Origin of the sequence: Mucilaginibacter sp. MD40, assembly GCF_002288635.1 — a bacterium.
GTDB lineage: Bacteria > Bacteroidota > Bacteroidia > Sphingobacteriales > Sphingobacteriaceae > Mucilaginibacter.
The window spans coordinates 2,390,153-2,413,436 of the sequence record NZ_NRSW01000001.1 but is presented as its reverse complement, the minus strand read 5'-3'; the positions used below and the strand labels follow the sequence as shown (position 1 = coordinate 2,413,436).

At 41.7% G+C, this 23,284-nt stretch carries 17 protein-coding genes; 6 read left to right on the top strand and 11 right to left on the bottom strand.

Features of this window, described 5'->3' with window-relative positions; translation table 11 throughout:
* The first annotated feature begins 125 nt into the window (after positions 1 to 125).
* A complete protein-coding gene (gene dnaB, locus CKK33_RS10850; protein ID WP_095704128.1) occupies positions 126 to 1,682 on the top strand; it encodes a replicative DNA helicase in 1,557 nt (518 codons plus the stop codon).
* Between the two features lie 127 nt (positions 1,683 to 1,809).
* Positions 1,810 to 2,844, top strand: coding sequence for an MAC/perforin domain-containing protein (locus CKK33_RS10845; protein WP_233138191.1), 1,035 nt, complete (start codon positions 1,810 to 1,812; stop codon positions 2,842 to 2,844).
* Between the two features lie 92 nt (positions 2,845 to 2,936).
* Here CKK33_RS10845 and CKK33_RS10840 read toward each other — a convergent pair whose 3' ends face one another.
* Positions 2,937 to 3,278, bottom strand: a complete 342-nt coding sequence (locus tag CKK33_RS10840; protein WP_095704126.1) for a tetratricopeptide repeat protein — start codon at positions 3,276 to 3,278, stop codon at positions 2,937 to 2,939.
* Between the two features lie 70 nt (positions 3,279 to 3,348).
* On the opposite strand from CKK33_RS10840, the gene CKK33_RS10835 reads away from it, so the two are divergent.
* From CKK33_RS10835 to CKK33_RS10820, 4 genes are all read left to right on the top strand, one after another.
* Positions 3,349 to 4,086 carry an electron transfer flavoprotein subunit beta/FixA family protein gene (locus CKK33_RS10835; protein ID WP_095704125.1) on the top strand — a complete coding sequence of 246 codons (738 nt, stop codon included), beginning with the start codon at positions 3,349 to 3,351 and terminating at the stop codon, positions 4,084 to 4,086.
* Between the two features lie 33 nt (positions 4,087 to 4,119).
* Positions 4,120 to 5,097, top strand: a complete 978-nt coding sequence (locus CKK33_RS10830; protein ID WP_095704124.1) for an electron transfer flavoprotein subunit alpha/FixB family protein — start codon at positions 4,120 to 4,122, stop codon at positions 5,095 to 5,097.
* A gap of 29 nt (positions 5,098 to 5,126) precedes the next feature.
* Positions 5,127 to 5,729, top strand: a complete 603-nt coding sequence (locus CKK33_RS10825; protein ID WP_095705822.1) for a bifunctional nuclease family protein — start codon at positions 5,127 to 5,129, stop codon at positions 5,727 to 5,729.
* Between the two features lie 134 nt (positions 5,730 to 5,863).
* Positions 5,864 to 7,123, top strand: coding sequence for a nucleoside permease (locus tag CKK33_RS10820; RefSeq protein ID WP_095704123.1), 1,260 nt, complete (start codon positions 5,864 to 5,866; stop codon positions 7,121 to 7,123).
* A 64-nt stretch (positions 7,124 to 7,187) separates the two neighbouring features.
* Here the strand turns inward: CKK33_RS10820 and CKK33_RS10815 are convergent, their stop codons facing one another.
* The 10 genes from CKK33_RS10815 to trpD all read right to left on the bottom strand — a co-directional run bounded on the left by CKK33_RS10815 (position 7,188) and on the right by trpD (position 23,220).
* Positions 7,188 to 7,790, bottom strand: a complete 603-nt coding sequence (locus CKK33_RS10815) for a porin family protein (RefSeq protein ID WP_095704122.1) — start codon at positions 7,788 to 7,790, stop codon at positions 7,188 to 7,190.
* A 141-nt stretch (positions 7,791 to 7,931) separates the two neighbouring features.
* Positions 7,932 to 9,365, bottom strand: a complete 1,434-nt coding sequence (locus CKK33_RS10810; protein WP_095704121.1) for a TolC family protein — start codon at positions 9,363 to 9,365, stop codon at positions 7,932 to 7,934.
* Positions 9,366 to 9,379: 14 nt separating this feature from the next.
* Positions 9,380 to 10,057, bottom strand: a complete 678-nt coding sequence (locus CKK33_RS10805; protein ID WP_095704120.1) for an ABC transporter ATP-binding protein — start codon at positions 10,055 to 10,057, stop codon at positions 9,380 to 9,382.
* Positions 10,058 to 10,330: 273 nt separating this feature from the next.
* Complete coding sequence (locus CKK33_RS10800) at positions 10,331 to 12,787, bottom strand: ABC transporter permease (protein WP_095704119.1); 2,457 nt, start codon at positions 12,785 to 12,787, stop codon at positions 10,331 to 10,333.
* 21 nt (positions 12,788 to 12,808) lie between these two features.
* Positions 12,809 to 15,220, bottom strand: a complete 2,412-nt coding sequence (locus CKK33_RS10795; protein ID WP_095704118.1) for an ABC transporter permease — start codon at positions 15,218 to 15,220, stop codon at positions 12,809 to 12,811.
* A gap of 18 nt (positions 15,221 to 15,238) precedes the next feature.
* The gene (locus CKK33_RS10790) at positions 15,239 to 17,623 is read right to left on the bottom strand and encodes an ABC transporter permease (RefSeq protein WP_095704117.1); all 2,385 of its coding nucleotides are present in this window, start codon (positions 17,621 to 17,623) and stop codon (positions 15,239 to 15,241) included.
* Positions 17,624 to 17,697: 74 nt separating this feature from the next.
* Positions 17,698 to 20,124 carry an ABC transporter permease gene (locus CKK33_RS10785; protein ID WP_095704116.1) on the bottom strand — a complete coding sequence of 809 codons (2,427 nt, stop codon included), beginning with the start codon at positions 20,122 to 20,124 and terminating at the stop codon, positions 17,698 to 17,700.
* Between the two features lie 270 nt (positions 20,125 to 20,394).
* Positions 20,395 to 21,576: a tryptophan synthase subunit beta gene (gene trpB / locus CKK33_RS10780; RefSeq protein WP_095704115.1), complete on the bottom strand. Its 1,182-nt coding sequence runs from the start codon at positions 21,574 to 21,576 to the stop codon at positions 20,395 to 20,397.
* A gap of 35 nt (positions 21,577 to 21,611) precedes the next feature.
* Positions 21,612 to 22,229, bottom strand: a complete 618-nt coding sequence (locus CKK33_RS10775; protein WP_095704114.1) for a phosphoribosylanthranilate isomerase — start codon at positions 22,227 to 22,229, stop codon at positions 21,612 to 21,614.
* A gap of 1 nt (position 22,230) precedes the next feature.
* On the bottom strand, positions 22,231 to 23,220 hold the full coding sequence (trpD, locus tag CKK33_RS10770; RefSeq protein ID WP_095704113.1) for an anthranilate phosphoribosyltransferase: 990 nt from the start codon (positions 23,218 to 23,220) through the stop codon (positions 22,231 to 22,233).
* Positions 23,221 to 23,284 lie beyond the last annotated feature (64 nt).

Below are 23,284 nucleotides of genomic sequence, written 5' to 3'. Positions count from 1 at the left end.
AACATACAGTGTTAATTAACAAGTGTGAAATTTATAGCGCTGATAATGTTTCGATTAAAAGATTGATACACTATGTGGACGATTTGTAGGCCACCTGATTTGATTTTTGCATATTTTTGTTTGCTATGATTTTTGAGAACGAATCCCCTAATTACAAGCCCGGCGTTGGCGAACGCAGAACGCGTTTTTCGAACCCTTCACCGCAGGTTGGCCTGGGCAAATTACCGCCACAGGCCCTTGATCTGGAAGAGGCGGTGTTAGGTGCTCTGATGCTGGAAAAAGACGCGCTTTCATCAGTAATTGACGTTCTTAAACCGGAGGTATTTTACGATATAAGGCACCAGAAGATATTTGCCGTAATAGCCTACTTGTTCGAAAAAACCTCTCCGGTAGATATCCTTACTGTTACTGCCCAGCTTCGCCAAACAGGTGAGTTGGAAATGGTAGGTGGTGCCTACTATATTACCGAGTTAACCAATCGGGTCGCCTCTGCTGCTAACATTGAGTATCACTCGCGTATCATTATTCAAAAATATATTCAGCGCGAACTGATCCGTATATCTACTGATATTGTAAGCAGTGCTTATGAAGATACCAGCGACGTGTTTGACCTGCTGGACAAGGCCGAAAAAAACCTGTTTGAAATCGCTCAAAATAACCTTCGCCGCGACTCCCGCAAGATGGACGACCTGATGCACGAGGCCCTGAAGGATATTGAAGCGCTTAAAGATAAAAAAGACGGTTTGACAGGTGTCGCATCGGGCTTTACCGAACTTGACCGCATGACCTCGGGCTGGCAAAAGTCTGACCTGGTTATCATTGCGGCCCGCCCTGCGATGGGTAAAACGGCCTTCGTACTCAGTTGCGCACGTAATGCAGCGGTTGACTTTAACAAACCTGTTGTGGTGTTCTCGCTGGAGATGTCGTCCGTTCAGTTGGTGAATCGTTTAATATCCGGCGAAACCGAAATTGAGCAGGAAAAAATACGTAAGGGTAACATCGAAGAATGGGAATGGGCACAGATCCACTCTAAAATTGGCAGACTGGAGCAAGCACCGTTGATTATTGACGACACCCCATCGCTGAATATTTTCGAGTTCAGGGCTAAATGCCGCCGTTTAAAATCGCAGCATGATATACAGCTAATCATCATTGACTACCTGCAGCTGATGCATGGTAAAAATGACGGCAAGGGCGGTAACCGTGAGCAGGAGATCGGTAGTATATCCCGCGCGTTAAAGACCGTGGCTAAGGAGCTGAATGTACCTGTAATTGCGCTATCGCAGTTGAGCCGTGCAGTAGAAAGCCGCCCGGGTGGGTCTAAAAGGCCTATGCTTTCAGACTTACGTGAATCGGGTTCAATTGAGCAGGACGCGGATATGGTATTATTCCTTTACCGCCCCGAATATTACGGTTTGGATGTAGATGAAGATAACAACCCTACACAGGGTGTAGGTGAAGTTATTATCGCCAAGCATCGTAACGGCGAAACCGGCCGTGTAAGGCTTAAGTTTGTTGGCAAGTATGTGAAATTCCAGGATCTGGAAACCAGCATGGACGGCTTCCCTCCCATGAACGCTGCTTTCTCGGGCCTTACCCCCAACCAGGATTTCGACAAACCAAGCAACTTCATTATCCGCCCATCGCGTATGGATGACATAGAGGATGAACCGCCGTTTTAAGAGTTAGCGTAGATATAAAAGCTTTTTAAAATATTCCCTGTAAATTTATTTCCTGTATCTTTAAACCAATATGCAATTATTTCGTCTATTGCCTAAAGTATTATCACAAACAATAAACACATCACAATTGAAAAAAATTTTTACCATCCTATCGGTTTTGGCCATATTAACATCTTGCGCTAAAAAGTCAAATGATTTAACCAGTCAGAAACCTGTTTTGTCTAAGGACATAAGCTTATCGGTTGCGGGCCAAAATGAAAATAAGCCGCCTTTAATTACACCATCAGACTCATACAATTACTTAGGATTTGGTTATGATGTTACTGATAAATTTAACGACGAGGCTTCAGTTAGGGCTAACGTTATAAATACGTCGGCTTATGCTGCAAGCGGTTCACAAAGAATCAATATAGGTACAAGCACTGAGGGGGCCGCACGTACCATAGAGGCTAATGATGCCGCAGAACTGTCGGCAAGATTTTCCAGTGCATTTAACGAAACCAATGGGTCGGTGCTTTTTGGGAACACGCTCTACGGTCTTTTCCCCGGAACTAATGTAACTGATAAAAAATATGTTTATGGTTACTATTCGGATTACTGGATATATAAATCATACAAGATTTTCTATGATCAAAATGTAAATAATTTCCTGACGGACAACTTCAAAAGAGATATCTTGTCGTTAACCGCACAGGAGCTTGTCAGTAAATATGGCACGCACGTGTTAACGCGCATAAATTTGGGACGCAGGTTTGATATATTTTACCAGGCAGAAGCCCTTACTAAAGATAAGCGATCTATTATTAAAGAAGGTTTACAATATGCGTTGAAGAGTGTATTTGGCTTAAGTACTGTTGAGAATTTAATTAACAAGAGTTCAGACTTAGAAAGTCTTAATGCCAATGGTTCCGCCAAAGTATACTATAAATCTTATGGCGGGGATATTAGTAAATTAAAAACGCAAACTGTGAATAAACGAACAATGCTAAATATTACTGACTGGCTTCATTCAGCCAATGTCGCTAATGCCAGCTTTATCGGCCCTTTGGAGAACGGTTTGGTTAGTTTAGATAAATTCATTGACGATAGCACTAAAAAGGCTGAGGTTAATTTATATATTAAGCAATATCTTGCTTCTAAAACGGTTACATTATCCAATTGAATATTGCGTAATTAATCTTTCGGATTCACATATCACAAAAATGCCCGGTAGCCAATGAGCTCCGGGCATTTTTGTAAAGTACCTACTATAGATCAATAATCGTCGTCATCATCATCAAAGCCAACCAGATTATTGTAAACACCCTGGAGTTCTGACAGCGCGTGCATATCCCGCTTGGCACGGGTTATTTCTATGCCTTTTTCGTAAGTAGCGATGGCGTCGTCACGACGGTTAAGCGCCTCATAGAGTTTACCCAGGTGGTAATAAGTTCCGGTATAATTTGGATGATTTTTCACCAGGTCTTCATAATAAGCCAGCGCTTTATCAGTATCATTTAACCGGAGGTATTCGGTGGCGAGCGCGTATTTTAAAAACTCATCGTTGGGTTCGTTCTCAATAAATGCCAGGAGCTTTTCCAATCTGCTTGTGTCCATTTTAAACTCGTTGTTTTTTAACTAAATTTGCCAGTAACCCTAATCAAATACCTATAAAACCAATTATATGATGAAAATACTGGTATGTATCAGCAATGTTCCGGATACCACTACAAAAATAACCTTTACCGATAATAACACGCAATTTAATACCAATGGGGTGCAATTTATACTCAACCCCTATGATGAGATAGCCCTTGCCCGCGCTATCGAATTAACCGATGGCGGCAATGGCAGTGTTACCGTTATCAACGTAGGTGAAGCTGCTACAGAACCTACCATTCGTAAAGCATTAGCCATAGGCGCTACCGATGCTGTACGTATCAACGCCAAACCGCATGATGCCTGGTTTGTGGCCAACCAAATTGCCGCATATGTAAAACAAAATCCGTTTGACCTGATCCTCACCGGCCGCGAATCTATAGATTACAACGGCTCAAAAGTAGCGGCTATGCTGGGCGAGCTTTTGGATATCCCTTCCGTATCTATCATCAAAAAACTGGATGTTACCGGCAGCGAAGCTACCGTAGAGCGTGAGATTGAAGGCGGCAAGGAAGTACTTACCATACCTTTACCCATAGTTGCCGGTACAGCCGAGGGCGTAGCCGAGCCTAAAATACCTAATATGCGTGGTATAATGAGCGCGCGCACCAAACCCCTTACTGTTGTTGAGCCAGTGGAGGTAAAAATAAACTCAGAGGTAATCAGCTATGAAACTCCAGCACCTCGTGGCAAAGTTACTTTGGTACCGGCCGATGATGCCGGCAAACTGGTCGATCTGCTGCACAACGAAGCCAGGGTTATCTAATATTTTCTTAAACACTACCATTAAGATCTTTTTATGTCAGTTTTAATATATGCTGAAAATGCCGAAGGCAAATTCAAAAAATCAATATTCGAGGCGGTTTCATACGCCAAAGCTATAGCCGATCAACAACAAACCAACCTTATTGCCATATCCATTGGTGACGTTGCCGCTGATGAACTGGTTGCATTAGGCAAATATGGCGCGGAAAAAGTGCTCAATGTAAGCAACGATAAGCTAAAAAACTTTGTGAACCAGGCGTATGCTTCGGTAATTGCGGAAGCGGCTAAAGCCGGTGGTGCCGATATTGTAGTGCTATCAAACTCTTTTAGTGGCCGTGGCCTTGCCCCACGTCTCGGCGTAAAGCTGGACGCTGGCGTTGCTGATGGCGCTGTAGCCTTACCGGAGCAAAATGGTGGGAAATTCACGGTTAAGAAAACAGCCTTTTCTGGTAAAGCCTTTGCCGTTGTTGAGCTAACTTCAGCCAATAAGGTTATTGCCCTAACACCAAATTCATATAAAGTAGTAGAAACCGGCGGTACAGCATCAGTTGAAGAATTTACTGTACAGGCTAAAGAAGGCGACTTTAAGCAAATGCTGAAAGATATTGTACGTTCAACAGACAAGGTTTCCTTGCCCGACGCGGAAATAGTTGTTTCTAGTGGCCGCGGCTTAAAGGGTCCCGAAAACTGGGGTATGGTTGAAGAACTGGCTGATTTGCTTGGAGCGGCTACTGCCTGCTCAAAACCCGTATCAGATGCCGGCTGGCGCCCTCACAGTGAGCACGTGGGCCAAACCGGTATAGCCGTTAGCCCTAACTTATACATTGCTATTGGTATATCTGGCGCCATACAGCATCTGGCGGGTATCAGCTCATCAAAAGTAATTGTTGTGATAAACAAAGATGCCGAAGCTCCGTTCTTTAAGGTAGCTGATTATGGCATTGTAGGTGATGCTTTTGAGATAGTACCAAAACTAATCGACGCATTTAAGGCATACAAAGCTTCAGCTTAAAGCGTATATTTGCAGTGATGGGTAACGACATGAAAAAGATCGAGCTGGATATCGTTGGGCTATCCTACAGCCAAACACAATCCGGTGCTTATGCTTTAGTTTTGGGCGAAATTAATGGCCGCAGGCGTCTGCCAATTATTATTGGCAGTTTTGAGGCACAAGCCATTGCCATTGAAATTGAAAAAATGACCCCAAGCCGTCCCCTTACACATGATTTGTTCAAAAGCCTTGGTCAGGCGTTCAACATCAGCGTACAGGAAATTATTATTTATAACCTGGTTGATGGTATTTTTTATGCCAAGCTGGTGTGTTTTGATGGTAAAAGAACGGTAGAGATAGACGCACGCACCTCTGATGCTATTGCGGTATCCGTAAGGTTCGATTGCCCTATTTATACTTATGAATTTATCCTTTCAACTGCAGGCATTGTGATCGAGGGGAATGATTTTGTATACCTGGAGAACATTAATGAAACGCCTGAGGAAAAAACCGCTATTCCCAATGCATCAGGTAGTTATAATACTTTAAGTGAAGATGAGCTTAAATCGCGTTTGCAGCAGGCTTTAGCCGAAGAAGCCTATGAAAAGGCTGCCAAAATACGGGATGAATTGAATAAACGTAAATCGTCTTAAATATTAAAAGGATATCAACTGATATCCTTTTTTGTTTACTCAAGCAAAGTAATTACTTTATAGTTTGCTAATATTTCCCTAATTTCAGCTTTTATTTAAACATTGATTTTTAAGAATTTTATTGCCTGCGCTCTATGAATATTAAGTTTCGCTTAATACTGATGAACTTTATGCAGTTTTTTATTTGGGGAGCCTGGCTGCTAACCATTGGTGCATATTGGTTTCAAAACAAACAATGGTCTGGTGCGCAATTTGGCGCTATCTTTTCTACAATGGGCATCTCATCCATCTTGATGCCTACCCTAACAGGTATACTTTCTGATAAATTTATTAATGCAGAAAAACTGTACGGCATAATGCATATTCTTGGTGGTTTAACGCTATGTGTATTGCCGATGATCAGTAACCCTATAACATTTTTCTGGGTGATGCTTATTAACATGGCTTTTTACATGCCTACGCTTTCATTATCTATAACCGTTGGTTATTCTGCTTTAAAAAGCCAGGGAATAGATATTGTTAAGACCTTCCCCCCTATACGCACCTGGGGAACAGTAGGCTTTATAGCTGCTTTATGGGCGGTAAGTCTAACTCATAACGAAACTTCTGCCAACCAATTTTATATTTCTGCTGCGGTAGCTTTCGCTTTGGGTATATATGCTTTTACATTACCAAAATGCCCACCGCTCAACAAACGCGCCGGTAAAAAATCTTTTGTAGATGCATGGGGCTTAAATGCTTTTGCGCTCTTTAAATCTCCCCGTTTCGCTATTTTCTTTGCTTTCTCACTATTATTAGGCGCGGCATTGCAATTAACCAATGCCTATGGCGATACCTATATACATGATTTTAAAAACGTACCGGCATATCAAAATACGATAGCAGTTAAATATCCGGCTATCATTATGTCTATCAGCCAGATATCTGAAACCTTGTTTATCTTAGCCATTCCATTCTTCCTGCGCAAGTTTGGTATTAAATACGTCATGCTGTTCAGTATGCTGGCATGGGTACTACGCTTCGGGTTATTTGCCTTTGGCGACCCTGCTAACGGCTTATGGATGATTATCCTGTCATGCATCGTTTACGGTATGGCTTTCGATTTCTTTAACATCTCAGGCTCTTTATTTGTAGAAACCCAGGCATCGCCAGAAATACGCGGGAGCGCACAGGGACTGTTTATGATGATGGTAAATGGCTTTGGCGCGTTATTCGGCAGCTTTGCCAGCGGTATCATCATAGATAAGTATTTTACGCTTGCTAACAACACTAAAGACTGGCATGGCATATGGATTACATTTGCACTTTACGCCTTAGCCATATCCGTGGTATTCCCATTTGTATTCAAATACAAGCATAACGCAGCCTTGAAACACGCCATAGAGCATGCCTAAGGTCGCCAATAAAAAAAGCCGGTGTATGTTTATATACACCGGCTTTTTTATGCTTTTGAACTTCTTACAAGAACGCGTAACCTAAGCTCAGGTTAAATAAGCTTACACGTGTTTTGTAATTGGTAGAGCCATCGTAATAATTCTGTTTGGTTAAACCGGCTTCATAGCGCAGGTCAACAGAGAATTTACGGATGTCTATACCTGCGCCCAAAGTCCAGGCAAAGTTAGAATCCTTGTAATCAAAACTGGTTGCGCTGCTTACAGCAGTACCAAAGTTTCTGTCTTTATTAATAGCGAATGACAATAGCGGGCCGGTATAGAACCTGCCACCAAGGCCAAAAGCGCCTACTTTGCCGCCAAATAATAATGGCACATCAATACTGGTAAATTTAGCTGAGCCAATTTTAACGTTGCTGTTATTGATATCTACGTTTTTACTGGTAATATATAACTCCGGCTGAAAGTTAAAGCCAATAGCGCCAAAGCGTGCCCAAAAACCTGCCAGGTAGCCTGCCCGGTTATCAGAACTGAATGTGCTGGTTGAGTTAGATAAACTGGATAAGTTTACACCTGCTTTAGCACCAAATTGTACTTTAGGTATAATTTGAGCCTGGGTAGCTGTAGCAAAAGCTGCAAAGAAGCCAATGGTAAGTAATAATTTTTTCATGGTTTAATGATTTTAAGGTAAAACAGTGGTATTGGTATTTTGTGTTAACGAGTACAACGCACAAATGTATATTTTATTCACATAAAAAAGTCCGGCGGCTAAATAGCACACCGGACTGCATTGTTATAAGGTTGTAAAGTATTAAAATGACAGGCGGCCCTGGTAATAATCCAATATCTTATTATAGATGTAGCAATCGTACCGGGCATTGATAAGATTGATATTGGCGCGGTCAAGATAGTTTTTGGCCAGCACATAGTCTACCGAGGTAAGTACGCCTGCGTTAAAACGTATCTCTGCTATACGGAATGATTCGGCGTAGGCTTTAACCTGCTCTATAAGGGCATTATACCTGTTATAGGCAGATTCCATATTTAGGTAAGCCTGCTCTACATCCTGCCTTAATTTAATGCGTGTGTTTTCTTCAATGTTCTTGTAGTTCTCCAGGTCTACTTTAGCTTGGGCTACTTTATTACGGTTTTGGAAATAGTTAAGTATAGGTATCCTTACGCTGATACCCGCCTGCGTACTATAGTTATTTTTAAACTGATCGTAGTAACCAATGCTGCGGTTATCGTAATTTGCCTGGCGTGCCAGTACGGGTTGCTGCCCGGTTGCCGTATTTACAAATTGCCCTGTGTTTACAGTACTTGAATCTGTAAATACCGACCGTTGAGCCGCGCTTGAATAATTAGTGTATAATCCTCCAAATAATGATACTGTCGGGAACAAAGCCCCTTTAGCCACTTTTACCGCTTTCTCGGCACTTTGGCGCCTTAAGGTAGACGCTTTTACTAAAGCCAGTTGTTGCAAAGCCGTAGAATATATGCTTTCTGAAGAGGCATCTGTTTGCTTAGTTAAATTTTGAGCATCAACCGGGGCAAGTGTAATTCCTTTACGGTAAGGAATATTCAATATCTGCAGCAAGTTTAGTTTTGATGCTTCAAGCGTAGAAACCGCGTTGACTAATGCCAATTGATTGTCGCCGTAAGTACCTTTGAGATCATAAAGATCGGAAGGTTGTTTATTAGCGCCCTTTTTCTCCAATATTTCTAAACGGTCAACCTGTTGTTTTGATACAGTTAATTGCTTACGGGCCTGGGCTAATAGTTCTGTATTGTCTAATACCAGTAAATAAGCGGTAATTACATTAATAGTCACCAGGTCTTTAGCTTGTTGGAAATCCATTTTACCCGCTTCATAAGCTAATGCCGTTTGCTTAATGCGGTTAAGGTTTTGTAAACCACTAAACAGTGTAAGGTTTCCGTTAAGGCTGTAGTTGCCATAGGTTAACGACTGGTTTACATAGGTATTTGTAAACGGGTTAATGTTACGCCCGTTGTTAATACCGTGATCTACCTGTGCATTTACGGTTGGTAAAAGATATTCTTTAGCCTGGTTGTAATCAATTTTTCCGGATTGCGCCAGTAAGCCGCTCTTTTTAACATCAAGGTTATTTTTTACCGCGATATCCACACACTGCTGTAAAGTCAACAAGCTGTCTGCCTGTTGGGCATGCACCAATACCGGAGAAAACGATGTAAAAGTTATTAGTAAATATTTAAAGTATCGCATTTCTATAATTGAATTCAAAGGTTCTTGATGGATTCTATTTTACCATCTAAAAGGTTAATGATACGTGAGCCGTATTCAGCGTTCTTTTCGGAGTGTGTAACCTGTATAATGGTAACGCCATCTTCTTTATTCAGCTTCCTGAATAGTTCCATTATCTCTTCTCCCTGTTTAGAGTTAAGATTTCCGGTAGGCTCATCAGCCAGTATCAATTTAGGTTTTGCTATCAAAGCGCGGGCGATACCAACCAATTGTTGCTGGCCGCCTGATAACTGGGCAGGAAAAAGATCTTTCTTGCCTACTATCTGGAACCTGTCGAGCATATCGGCAACCATTGCTTTGCGTTCGCTGCCTTTTACATCCTGGTATATCAACGGGGTTTCGATATTTTCTGCTACGGTAAGCTCGTCGATAAGATGATATGCCTGGAAAACGAAGCCTATATATTGTTTATATAATGCCGAACGTTGCTTTTCTTTAAGCTGGTGAACGGGCTGATCTACAAAGTAGTGATAGCCGTTGGTAGGCTCATCTAACATGCCAATGATGTTTAGCAATGTTGATTTACCCGAACCTGAAGGACCCATGATAGATACAAATTCGCCTTCATCAACATTGAGGCTGATATCATTGATGACGTAGTTTTTATTGCCGCCTACCTGGTAGTATTTTGAAATATGTTGTAGTGATAACATTTGGATATAATTGTGACTTGTTAATACTTGCTATAATTTGTGCTGCAATTTCTTAAACTGTTTTGGTATGCAGGTATGAATAATGTACCAAAATTACAAGTATCAATAAGTCAGGTATTTATAAACATTATTTTAAAGAATAACCGTACGCTTATGTACAGCGAGCGTACGGTTATGATACAATGAAACGGCTAATTATATTATAACTAATAGCTTAAACGCAAAAGGTTAGACCCATGGTCCTAACCTTTTTAATATTAAATAAACCAGGTATTATTCAGATCGTAGACTTTTTACCGGGTTCACCAGGGCGGCTTTAATTGCCTGCGAACCGATGGTGATGAGGCCGATAGTGATGGCAATGATCGTAGTATAAGCAAATATTGTCCAATCAATAGCCTGGCGGTAGGCAAAGCCCTGGAGCCATTTATTCATTAACCACCAGGCAATTGGTGAGGCTATGATAACCGATATAATAATCAATTTAAGAAAATCGATGGATAACAACGAAACAATTGTTTGTACGCTTGCACCCAGCACTTTGCGCACACCTATTTCCTTGGTACGCTGTTCGGCACTAAATGCGGCCAAACCAAACAACCCAAGGCACGATATTAAGATAGCTATGATGGTGAAGTAGCGTACAATAGCGGCCAGGCGAGTATCAGCTTTATAGTTCTTCTGAAAATCCTCATCCAGAAAGCTATAGTCGAAAGGCTCATTGGCATTAAATTTCTTCCAGGTGCTTTCAATTGATTTTAGAACATCGCTTACATTACCTGCACGGGCGTGTACGATCATGTAACTGCATGAGTTATCTGTTGTTAACCGGAACGCATACGGGGTAACAGGTAAATGCAGATCCTCGTAATGAAAATCTTTAACCACGCCGACTATTTTAAACGGACTAATGTTGTTTCGGAAACTATTATAAATAGTTTTTCCAACAGCTTCCTTTGCCGAAGCAAATCCGTACTCTTTAGCGGCTGTTTCATTAATAATAACGCTATTGGTGGTATCAGAGCGGAAATCAGCAGAAAACAAGCGCCCTGCAATGGGTTTAATATTAAGTGTATTCAAAAAGTTCTCATCCACATAGTTCATGCGGGTACGTTTACCTTCTTCAACATTTTGCCCCTCTCTGTAAAAGCTATTGTCGCTCGGGTTAAATATACCGGGATAGTAATAGGATGCACCTACTGATGCAATACGACTATTGCCTTTAAGATCATCTCTGAAAGCCTGGTAGGCTTTTTTAGCAGTAGCTGTACGTAAAGGAATCACGATCTCCTGTTCACGGGTAAAGCCCAGATCTGTAGTGCGCATAAAGTTCATTTGCCTGGCTATTACAACCGATGCGACTATAAGCACCACAGAAATAATAAACTGAAAAACAACCAAACCTTTCCTTACAGCCACCACCGCGAGCGAATTGGTTAACTTTCCCTTTAAAACTTTTACCGGGTTAAATGATGATAAATAGAAAGCAGGATAACTACCCGCTAATAGGCCGGTAAACAAAGCCATTACCAGGAACCCGGCTAATAACATCCCATCGTTTGCCCAAGATAGGACGATGTTCCTGTCGGCTACTTTATTAAATAGCGGGACAAGTGCTACCGTAATGACAATAGATATAACAAATGCTATCAGGGTCATGAGTATCGACTCCCCGAGAAACTGCCTGATAAGGGTTGACTTTTCAGCCCCCAAAACTTTACGTACTCCAACTTCTGATGAACGCTTAGATGAGCGGGCGGTAGAAAGGTTCATGAAATTGATACAGGCGATAAGCAGGGTAAATACAGCTATTGAGAAGAGCACATACAAGTACGTTTTGCTTGCCGGCGGTGTTACGTTAGTAGTTACACGGTCACTTAAATGTATCTCCCGTAGTGGCAGTAATGTCTGTAACTTTTTAAAACCCATTTCCCGCATGGTTTGGCCGGCATATTTTTCCAGGAATGCCGGGAACTTGGCCTCAAGCGTTTTAGGATCAGTACCCGGTTTAAGCAGCAGATAAGTATGAAACATATTGTTACTGGCATAGTCATTTGCCTGCTGCTTGGTAAACTGTTCAATATTACCACCACTCATAGACAGGAAAAAGTTGGCATCAATATGTGACGGGGTTTGGCTGTCGGCAAAAACACCAGTTACCGTGTAATCCTGCTCGCCATTGGTATTACTGTTTACATGTAAAACCTTATTTATAGCGGGCTGATTGCCAAATAGCTTATTCGCCAGCTGTTGTGATATGACCACTGTACGAGGTTGAGCCAAGGCATTAACTGCATTACCCTCAATAAAGTTGTAATTAAATATCTTGAAGAACGAGGCGTCTGTCAGATAGCCTCTCTCTTCTAAAAATGATTTGCGTTCTCCTGATGGCGGGTTGTATTGCAAAATGGTTTTATCATCAGTAAATAGCTTCATAAGCCTTGCGCTTTCCAAAACTTCCGGGAAGTCGCGTTTTACCGCTTCGGCCATAGGCGCCGGTGTGTTGGGCATTTTTATAGGTTCTGACCCCTTTTTAATGAAATCAGTTACTATCTGATAAATATCAGTCGAATGTTTGTGTTGTGTATCGTAACTTGTTTCATAGTTTAGATAAAGCGCAATAAGCATACAGCAGGCTAAACCTACAGATAAGCCGAAAATGTTAATGAAGGAGAAGAATTTGCTCTTCATCATATTTCGCCAGGCTATTTTAAAATAATTTTTAAGCATAATAATATTTTTAGAGGTTAGCTATTCGCTTCTAAGTGTTTTTATGGGGTTGGTTAAAGCCGCCTTTACTGATTGGTAACCTACTGTAGCTAATGCTATAAATACCGCAAAAGCTGCGGATAGTGCAAATATCCACCATTGTATCTCCACCCTAAAAGCAAAATCCTGCAACCATTTATGCATAGCATAATAAGCCAGCGGCGAGGCTATGATAACCGCGATAATCACCAGCTTAATAAAATCAAAAGATACTAATGCAGCAATATTGGTTACCCCTGCCCCTAATACTTTGCGTATACCAATTTCCTTGGTACGCAGGCGTGTTGAGAATACAGCCAGACCAAACAAACCAAGACATGAAATAAAAATAGTTATAGCAGTGAAAGCTTTTAAAATGGCACCTGTACGCAGGTCAGCTTTGTACAGCTCTTCATACTCCTCGTCAAGGAAATGATATTCAAAAGGTTTATTAGGGTAAAAAGCTTTCCATTTACCTTGCAACGCGGTAACGGTTTGCTGCATGTTTTTAGCTGATGCTTTGATCAGTAACTTACCAAACCAGTCGTACTCGGCAAACATCACAATGGGCGTAATTTCCTGGTGTAGCGACGCGAAGTTAAAATCCTTTGCCACAGCTTTAATTAAACCAACACGCCCGTTAAGCCCTATACGTTTACCTACAGCTTCTTCAGGTTTCCAGCCCATTGCTTTTACAGCGGTTTCATTGAGTATAAAGCTGTATTTACGTTTGTTATATGCGGTATCCTGCACGGCCTTCTCATCACTTAGGTTAAAATCCTCGCCTGTTAGCAGCTTAATTCCTAAGGTCTTTACAAAGTCTTTTTCGATAGGTATGGCGGTTACAGACAGGCTGTAATCGGTAGGCTTTCCATCCGCAGCGTTAATGCTGTAACCTCCACGCACATTAACAGGCGAATCATAGCTCGCTGTTGTAGCTACAACACCGCTTTGTTGTTTAAGATCGTTTTTAAAGGTTTCTATTTTATTATATGGCAAGCCGCCAATATTTATAACAATTACCTGGTCGCGTTTAATACCGGTATCTACCGTTTGCATATATTTTAACTGATTACCTGCTATCAGCGTACTGATGATAAAAAATACCGATACTACAAACTGAAATACTACCAACGATTTGCGTAGTAAGTTACCGCCGGGTTGAGCTGTTGATTTACCTTTTAACGTGGCTATAGGTTTAAATGCTGAAAGGTAAAGCGAAGGATAGGTGCCCGCCAGAAAAGACACCAAAACAAATAGAATCACTAACGCGCCTACAAGCCAGCTCATATTCCATGTATGCAAGCTGAGTTGCTGGCCGGTAAATGTACTGAAGCCTGGTAGCGCAAGGTAAAGTATAATAATACCAATGAGCAGCGAAACTAATGTTATGATCGCGGCTTCTATAATGAACTGAACAAACAATTGCCCGCGACCGGCGCCCATTACCTTACGCACGCCAATTTCTTTGCCACGCTCTGCAGATCGTGCGGTAACCAGATTAAGAAAGTTAACACAGGCCAGCAGCAATAAAATAACCGCCACTACGCCAAGTGTGTAAATATTATTCAGATTACCGGGCGTATCTAAACTGTATAACGCCTTTGAGTAAAGGTGTACTTTTGTTAGGGGTTCTAACTGGTACTGTGTTGTACCCTTGCGGCCCTCTCCTTTCATGATATTAGCGATGAAGGCATCCATTTTTTTTGAAAGGGCTTGCCTGTTTGTTCCCGGTTTAAGCAACAAGTACGAATAATTGCTTGCCGAACTCCAGCGCAGATCTTTCGTACCCGGATCAATAACCGAATTGGCTATCATATCAAATTTGATCTGAGAATATGAGGGTACATCCTCTATCACACCTGTAACGGTAAGGTTTTTATCGCTGTTTAATTTAAGCACCTTGCCCATCGGATCTTCATTACCGAAGTACTTTTTCGCGGCAGATAAACTGATCACGATAGATGATGGATCTGACAAGGCATTTTGCGCGTTGCCTTCTAAAAAATTAAATGAGAAAATTTTAAAGAATGAGTCATCAGCAGTTAGCATTTGCTTTTCGGCAAAGAGTTTATCTCCATAACTAACAGTAACCTGTCCGTTGCCTGAGTAATTAAAAATGCGTACGCCATCTTCTATCTCGGAGAATTGCTGCTTGTAAACCGGAACCGTTGCCGTAGGTGTAACAGCTAATTCCCTTGGTTCCTTATCATCTGGAGACTGATATTTATAAGCAACACGTACAATCCTGCCGGCATTATTATTAAATGTATCATACCGTAGCTCATTTACCAGATAGGTAGCTAAAAGCATAAAGCAGCTTATACCCACAGCAAGCCCTGCCATGCTAATAAACGATGTTGTTTTATTACTCAGCAGGTTTCTCCAGGCTGTTTTTAAATAGTTACGTATCATTCTTTAATAGTTTAAATTTTATTCGCTCCTTAAACTTTTTACCGGGTTAGTTAAAGCCGCCCTTATAGCCTGAAAGCTGATAGTGGTTAATGCCACTACTATTGCCAGTACGCCGGCAGCGGCAAATACCCACCATTGTATTTGAATGCGGTAAGCAAAATCAAGCAGCCACTTGTGCATAAAGTACCAGGCTACAGGAGTTGCTATTACAAATGATATGAGCACCAGCTTTAAAAAATCAATTGATAGCATATTAACAATACCACTTGTTGATGCGCCCAGTACTTTGCGTATACCTATTTCACGGGTGCGCTGGTATGTACTGTACGAAGCCAAACCCAATAACCCCAAACAAGAGATGGCTATGGCTAAGAGGGCAAAGTTGAAGAAGAGTTTGCCAAAGCGTTGTTCGCTGCGATATTGGCGGTCAAAAAACTCATCTAAAAAGAAATAGGTGTAAGGTTTAGTTGGAATATATTGTTTCCACTTGCTTTCAATCTGAGCCAGGCTTGTCTGTAAATTAGCAGTGCTCATCTTAACTGAAACCTTGTTAAATGCTTTCATTTCCACACGCATGGTAAGTGGGTCTATCTTCTCTTGAAGTGAGTGGTAGTGAAAATCTTTCATTACCCCAATTATCTTACCCTCGCGGCCCCACTGCTTAAAGCGTCGGCCAATGGCCTGCTCAGGCTTTGCATAGCCAAATAATTTTGCAGCCTGCTCGTTAATGATCATGGCTTGGGCAGTATCTGTGTTCATAAAATCGCGTGAGAACGGGCGCCCGGCAATTATTTTAAGGCCATAATTTTTGATATAATCAAAATCAACAAAGTATAGGGCAAGGTTAGCCACCTGGAGATCGCCTTTATTATTTTCTATTTCAGAATAGGCGCCGTTGTGACCGCTTCCCGGCACGCTTGAAGATAAAGTTACGGCCTTTACCCCCGGCAAGTCTTTTATTGACTGTTTAAATGCCTCCTGCCCAGGATCATTATCTGTATCTAAAACAAGCGTTTGCTCTTTTGAAAAGCCAAGGTCCTGGTTTTGCATAAAGTTCATCTGATCATAAACCACAATGGTGCCTATGATAAGCGCTATTGATATGCTGAATTGTGCTACCACCAGGCTTTTTCTTAACAAATTGCCTTTAGTACCGCTTGAGAACCTGCCTTTTAACACCATAACCGGCCTGAAAGATGATAATACCAGCGCCGGATAAATGCCAGCTAATAAGCCAATAATTACTGATAGCAAAAATAACCCCAATACATTTAATGGGTTACTGAATACACCAGGGCTTACTACTTTACCTGCCAACTGGTTAAATACAGGCAGTAGTATAGATGATAGCGCAAGCGTTATAAAAAAAGCGATGATACACAACACTACCGATTCGCCAATGAACTGGGCCGCAAGCTCGCCTTTCGCAGCGCCAACTACTTTACGTATACCCACTTCTTTAGCACGCTCTACCGAACGGGCTGTAGTAAGATTAATAAAATTGATGCAGGCAATGAGCAATATGAATACTGCTACAATACTAAATATGTATACGTTGCTGATACTGCCAACTTCCTGTCCACCCCTTGTTGAGTGCAGGTAAACATCTTTTAACGGCTCCAGCAAAAGGGTGGCAAACATTTTACTTTCGCGTGCTTGCTTACCATACCGTTTTTCTATAAAAGGCACAAATTTGGCCTGCAGTTGCTTAGAGTTGGTACCCGGCTTCAACAGCAAATAGGTGTTGGCGCCGTAATTGCCCCACTGATTATCAATATCCGGACGAAACTTTTGGGTGAGTGAGGTCATCGAGATCAGCAGATCGGCATGTATCTGCGAGTTGCCCGGCATATCTTTCATTACGCCGGTTACTACAGCCGGCACGCCATCGCCCGACATGAGGACTGTTTTACCCATAGGATCCGCATCGCCAAAATATTTTTTGGCTGTAGTTTCACTAAAAACGATGCTTGCCGGTTTAATTAGCGCGGTATTTATATCTCCTTTTACGAGTTTGAAATCAAATACCTTAAAGAAATTAGAATCGGCCAGCATAGCGTTATCTTCCTGAAACTTTATATTATCTTTTCTGATTAGAAAGCCACTCCTTTGTACCCGTACAAATGCCTCAACTTCCGGAAACTCCGGTTTGATGTTTGGCCCAAAAGCCCATGAGGTGGCATCCGTATTAATTGTTTCGGATGGTGTTTTAATGTCTGTTACCAAACGGTAAATACGATCTGCCTTGGTATTAAACCTGTCGTAGCTTAGTTCAAAAGCTACGTACATGAATATAAAGAAGCAGGCGGTAATGCCAATTGACAGGCCGGTAACATTGATGAATGAAAATGCCTTATGTTTCCACAGGTTACGCAGGGCTATTTTAAAATGGTTTTTTAGCATAGGTTTAATTGGTAATAAGATATTATTGAATTATCTGGAGCTTGGCAGACAACCCAATCTATTCCATGATGTAATTATTCGCTTCTTAAACTTTTAACAGGGTTTACTAATGCCGCTTTAGTTGCTTTATAGCCAACTGTCAACCAAGCGATAATGATAGAGGTTGCCATTGCCAAAATAAATACACCCGCGGTTAGTGGTATGCGGTAGACGAAGTTCTGGAGCCATTGGTTCATCATATACCAGGCTATAGGTATGGCCAGTAAGAATGATATACCTATCAAGATCATGAATTCTTTGGAGAACAGCAACACGATATTCAATACCGATGCGCCAAGAACCTTACGTACGCCCACCTCTTTTGTACGCTGTACCGCCATGTACGATACTAAACCATATAAACCGAGGCATGAAATAAACACGGCTATAAAAGCAAATAGCTTATAAACCAGTGCCAGTTGATTTTCTTGTTTGTAAAATTGGGCAATGGTTTCATCAAGGAAATAGCCGTTGTAGGCATATTCAGGATAGGTTTTTTCCCATAGGCTTTGTACAGCTTTAGCGGTGTTGCTCAGGCCTTTGGTCTCTATTTTGACAGCTGTTTGCGATAATAATGCTTTTCTTGATGAGATAGCAATGGGCTTCACTTCATCACGTAACGAGTTAGTCTTAAAGTCTTTAACTACGCCAACAATTGGAGAGAACGTTTTGGCGCTACCCAGTTTCATGGTTTTGCCTATAGCATCCTCTGCCCTTTTAATGCCAAGTTTATGTATAAAAGTTTCGTTAACCACAAACTGATTAACGGTGTCGCTTTTAGCGAAACCTTTGCCTGCCACTAACTTTAACCCAAATGTTTTGAAATAATCATTATCCCCAAACTTCAGGAAAGTATTGAAGTCGGGGTCTTTCATGGAGTTATTGAAGTAGAAGTTTGAGCCCGAGTTATTATCTGATGATGGCGCATCTGAAGCAAAACTTACCGATTTAATATTCGGGTTTTGAAGCAGATTAGCTTTGAATGATTCCATTTTACTCAGGCTGATACTATCTGTATAGCCGGGTAGTATCATCACCGCTTCTTTATTAAAACCGAGATCGGCCTCGTTAACAAAGTTCATTTGGTTTACGGCTACAATGGTACCTATAATGAGCAATTGAGCAATAGCAAACTGCGCTACCACCAATGCCCTGCGTAGCGGAATACCACCAATAGATGCTGCCGTTATTTTATTTTTTAGAGCCAGCACCGGTTTAAAGCCCGAAACAACCAATGCGGGATAAATACCTGAAAGCAAAACCACAACAACAAAAGTGGTTACCAGGAATAAAACTGTACCCACGCTTAACAGTGCAATATCATCCGGCACACTGGCAATATTCTTCAAGTGCGGCAATGCTATTTTAGCCAGGGCTAATGCAAGTAATATAGAGAACAAGATCACTAACATCGTTTCGCCTAAAACCTGAGCAATTAATTGTGAACGCGTGCTCCCTAATACCTTACGTATGCCAACCTCTTTTGAACGGCCAACTGATTGGGCGGTGGATAAATTGATAAAATTGATCGAAGCCATTAAAATGATAAGAATAGCAATAAACCCTAAGGTTTTAAGTGTGGCTTTGCTGGTTAGGTGATCGCCCAGGGTATTGCCGATCCTGGTATCAAAATGCAGTTCACCTAATGGTTGTACTATATGTATGCGGGTGCTGTTGGTTTTATTTTCAGTGGCTTTTTTGGTAAAAATGTCTATCTGCTTTTGAAAAGCATCTTTTGACATATTAGCAGGCAGCAATGCAAATATCTGGTGGTTGCTGCTTAACGAACCCCATTCGTTTGTGTAACCATAAAGCTCACCGGCATTTTTCCAGGTGATGTATGATACCAGTACTTTAAGCGGAATATCTGTGTTGCTTGGCATATCTTCGATAACACCTGCTACACGCAAAGTTATTGCGTTATCAATTTTGATAGATTTTCCGTTTGCCTGCTTCCAGTCGCCAAAGTATTTATCGGCGGTAGCTTTTGATAATACCACCATGTTGGGTTGCGCCAAAACATTCTTATCGCCGCTAAGCCATTTGGTGGTAAAAATATCGAAGAACTGTGGTTCGGTAAACATCACGCCCAGCGGCTCAATAAATTTTTTGTCGCTGGCAGAAACGCTTTCTCCGTTATTTAAAATAGTGAACTGGCTGCCATAGCTTGAGTTTACCGCGGCAAATTTTACCTGCGGCATATCCAGGCGGAACCCTTCTAATGCTGGTACCGATACACCTGGGTTGTAATCAATATTACCGTCCCTCTTTTGCTCGGATATGATATGGTAAATGTTTTTATAATTGGCGTTGAACTTATTGTAGCTGGTCTCAAATTGTAAAATTACAAATATGAGCAGACAGGCAGCAATGCCCACCGTTAAACCAGAAATATTAATTAAAGAATAAGCTTTATGGCGAAGAATATTTCTCCACGCGATCTTGATGTAATTTTTCAGCATTGTGACGGTATTTGCCTAACAAGGTTAAAAGCTATACCAAAATAACAAATTGCTGATTTATAGATATTTACAGTAATTATGCAAAGTGTACGCTGTTCGTAAGTGTGACAGCATGTGTACGTTTATGATACATATTAGTGAGCGGTGAATAGTCAGTAGGAAATGGTGAGAGGGGTATAAGTTTGGTGAATGATGGACTTTTGATAAATACGTAAAGTTCACAATCACTCACCATTTTTCTCTCACCATTCACCACGGTACCCTCACCACCTAATATCCAAAATGCTTAATGTAGGTACTCAGATCCTTATCGCCACGGCCCGAGATGCAGATCACAACATTATCATCCTTTTTAAAAGTCATCTTTTCGAGATAGGCCAGGGCATGAGCAGTTTCTATTGCCGGTATGATGCCTTCTAACTGGCAACAAAGCAAACCAGCATTTAACGATTCTTCATCGGTAATACTCACATATTGCGCGCGGTTAACTTTATACAAGTGTGCGTGCTGCGGACCTATCCCCGGATAATCTAATCCGGCCGATATGGAATAAGGTTCAACAACCTGGCCATCGTCACTTTGCATTAAAATAGTGCGGCTGCCGTGTAATACGCCCTCTTTCCCCAATGCAGTGGTTGCGGCAGAATGGCCACTGTTTACCCCTTTGCCTGCAGCTTCAACGGCAACTAATTTAACTTCTTCATCATCAAGGAAATTGTAAAACATGCCCATAGCATTACTGCCGCCGCCAACACATGCCAATACATATTGCGGTAATTCGCTGCCGGTGTGTTCTTTGAGCTGCACCTTTGTTTCTGCAGATATGATGGACTGGAACTTTGCCACCATCTCCGGGTACGGGTATGGCCCCACTACGGAGCCGATGATATAATGTGTATCAACCGGGTTGGCTATCCAATCGCGCAGGGCCTCGTTGGTAGCGTCCTTCAGCGTTTTACTGCCCGATGTTGCAGGGATCACGGTTGCACCTAACATTTTCATGCGGGCTACGTTAGGCGCCTGGCGCTCCATATCTATTTCGCCCATGTAAACAATGCACTCAATACCCATTAAGGCGCAAACTGTTGCTGTGGCAACGCCATGCTGACCGGCACCTGTTTCAGCAATAATGCGTTTTTTACCAAGGCGTTTAGCCAATAATATCTGCCCAATGGCATTGTTTATCTTATGTGAACCGGTATGGTTAAGGTCTTCCCGCTTAAAGAAAATGTTGGCGCCGTATTTTTCAGAATAACGCTTAGCGTGGTACAAAGGTGAAGGCCGGCCAACGTAATCTTTCATTAACTGGTCAAACTCCTGTTTAAAATCCGGGTCGTCTAAAATTTTTACGTATTCGCGGCGTAATTCCTCTACATTAGGGTAAAGCATTTCAGGAATGTATGCTCCGCCAAAATCACCGTAATATCCTTGTTCATTTACTCCGTATTTCATCCGAATGATATATTATTTTTCTTAATTATTGTTCACTACTCGTTAAGTAACAACACGAAAGCTTCCTTTAACTTGCTAATGTCTTTAAGCCCGGGTTCTATCTCAAATTTGCTGTTGAGGTCAACACCGTAAAAGGCGGGATGTTTAATTTTTGCTACTTCGCTGATATTATCAGGGCTTAACCCTCCTGAAAGAAAGAAGGGAACATTCATTTTGTAACGATCAAGCATCTCCCAGTCAAATGTTTCACCTGAGCCGCCATGCGCCGGTGTCTTGGTGTCGAACAAAAAGAAATCCACAACATCTTTGTAAGCCTCCAGCTGCTCAAAGTTAAAATCGGCATCTACTCCAAAAGCTTTAATAACTGTAACCTTGCCCTTAAACTGCAAGCAATATTCTGGTGTTTCGGTACCGTGCAACTGTATAGCCTTAAAACCATAACGCTCTATCATTTCAAATACCTTATCGGCATCTTCGTTTACAAAAACGCCAGTGGTTACCACGCCATTAGGTACAGCAGTAACATTTGGCGGCAGATCAGCCATATAGCGGGGCGATTGATCGTAGCAAATAAAACCTACATAATCGGGGCCAAGAGCTGCTACCTCCCCAATATTATCCACGTATTTTAAACCGCAAACCTTAATATTCATGTTAATTGGCTAAAAGGGTTTTAAAACTGGTAAGCGCTTTCTTACTCATTAATGATTCTTCGGCTTCATAAAAACAGTCAGCAAAACTACTTTCCGGCTTAATGGTTTTTATGGCCATTGCCGCATTGCTGAGCACCACGCTGGTTTGCGCGCTTGTAGCTTCATCGTTAAGTACCTTCATGAATATGTCTGCCGATTCGGCAACGGTATGTCCGCCGGCGATCTGATCTTCTTTCAGTTTCTCGAAACCCAATGATTCCACACTGGTAACCCGCTCCCCTTCTGATGAAAAAGTTTTAAAATCGCAGGTTAAGGATATTTCGTCGTAACCATCAAGCGCATTTAATATGGTGTATTTTACACCAGATTTTTGATACAGGTAAGCATATATACGGGCCAGCTCCAGGTTAAACACACCTACCATTTGGTTTTTCGGCTTTGCCGGATTTGCCAGCGGACCAAGCATATTAAAGAATGTTTTCACACCTAATTCGCGGCGTATTGGCGCAACGGTTTTCATAGCCGGGTGAAATAAAGGAGCATGCAAAAAACAAATATTGGCTTTTTCTGCACTGCGTTTTAAGGCATCTGCATCATTAGTAAAAGTATAGCCTAAATGCTCCATCACGTTTGATGATCCACAGCCGGAAGACACACCATAATTACCATGTTTGGCCACCTTGTAACCTGCTCCGGCTACAACAAATGAGGCAAGTGTTGAAATATTGAACGTATCCTTACCATCGCCTCCTGTTCCGCATAGGTCAATAAATTCACCGCCGCCCAGATCAACCGGCAGGCAAAGCTCCAGCATGGCATCTCTAAACCCTTCAAGTTCCTGAACGGTAATACTGCGCATGCAGTAAGCCGTCATGAAAGCTGCCATTTGAGAATTGTTAAATTTCCCGAGAGCGATATCTTTTAGAATTCCCCTTGATTGCTCACGGGTAAACGTTTTGTGTTCAAATAAATGATTAAGTATCTCTTTCATAATCTACAAACCAGCCGCATGCGTATCAGCCGGACAAATTTTACTTAAATAAAAAAGGGCTGCC

What these genes read in the sequence shown, in the direction of transcription:
- dnaB (WP_095704128.1), top strand. Translation starts at nt 126, where the DNA reads ATGATTTTTGAGAACGAATCCCCTAATTACAAGCCCGGCGTTGGCGAA.
- CKK33_RS10840 (WP_095704126.1), bottom strand. Translation starts at nt 3,278, where the DNA reads ATGGACACAAGCAGATTGGAAAAGCTCCTGGCATTTATTGAGAACGAA.
- CKK33_RS10835 (WP_095704125.1), top strand. Translation starts at nt 3,349, where the DNA reads ATGAAAATACTGGTATGTATCAGCAATGTTCCGGATACCACTACAAAA.
- CKK33_RS10830 (WP_095704124.1), top strand. Translation starts at nt 4,120, where the DNA reads ATGTCAGTTTTAATATATGCTGAAAATGCCGAAGGCAAATTCAAAAAA.
- CKK33_RS10825 (WP_095705822.1), top strand. Translation starts at nt 5,127, where the DNA reads ATGAAAAAGATCGAGCTGGATATCGTTGGGCTATCCTACAGCCAAACA.
- CKK33_RS10820 (WP_095704123.1), top strand. Translation starts at nt 5,864, where the DNA reads ATGAATATTAAGTTTCGCTTAATACTGATGAACTTTATGCAGTTTTTT.
- CKK33_RS10815 (WP_095704122.1), bottom strand. Translation starts at nt 7,790, where the DNA reads ATGAAAAAATTATTACTTACCATTGGCTTCTTTGCAGCTTTTGCTACA.
- CKK33_RS10810 (WP_095704121.1), bottom strand. Translation starts at nt 9,365, where the DNA reads ATGCGATACTTTAAATATTTACTAATAACTTTTACATCGTTTTCTCCG.
- CKK33_RS10805 (WP_095704120.1), bottom strand. Translation starts at nt 10,057, where the DNA reads ATGTTATCACTACAACATATTTCAAAATACTACCAGGTAGGCGGCAAT.
- CKK33_RS10800 (WP_095704119.1), bottom strand. Translation starts at nt 12,787, where the DNA reads ATGCTTAAAAATTATTTTAAAATAGCCTGGCGAAATATGATGAAGAGC.
- CKK33_RS10795 (WP_095704118.1), bottom strand. Translation starts at nt 15,220, where the DNA reads ATGATACGTAACTATTTAAAAACAGCCTGGAGAAACCTGCTGAGTAAT.
- CKK33_RS10790 (WP_095704117.1), bottom strand. Translation starts at nt 17,623, where the DNA reads ATGCTAAAAAACCATTTTAAAATAGCCCTGCGTAACCTGTGGAAACAT.
- CKK33_RS10785 (WP_095704116.1), bottom strand. Translation starts at nt 20,124, where the DNA reads ATGCTGAAAAATTACATCAAGATCGCGTGGAGAAATATTCTTCGCCAT.
- trpB (WP_095704115.1), bottom strand. Translation starts at nt 21,576, where the DNA reads ATGAAATACGGAGTAAATGAACAAGGATATTACGGTGATTTTGGCGGA.
- CKK33_RS10775 (WP_095704114.1), bottom strand. Translation starts at nt 22,229, where the DNA reads ATGAATATTAAGGTTTGCGGTTTAAAATACGTGGATAATATTGGGGAG.
- trpD (WP_095704113.1), bottom strand. Translation starts at nt 23,220, where the DNA reads ATGAAAGAGATACTTAATCATTTATTTGAACACAAAACGTTTACCCGT.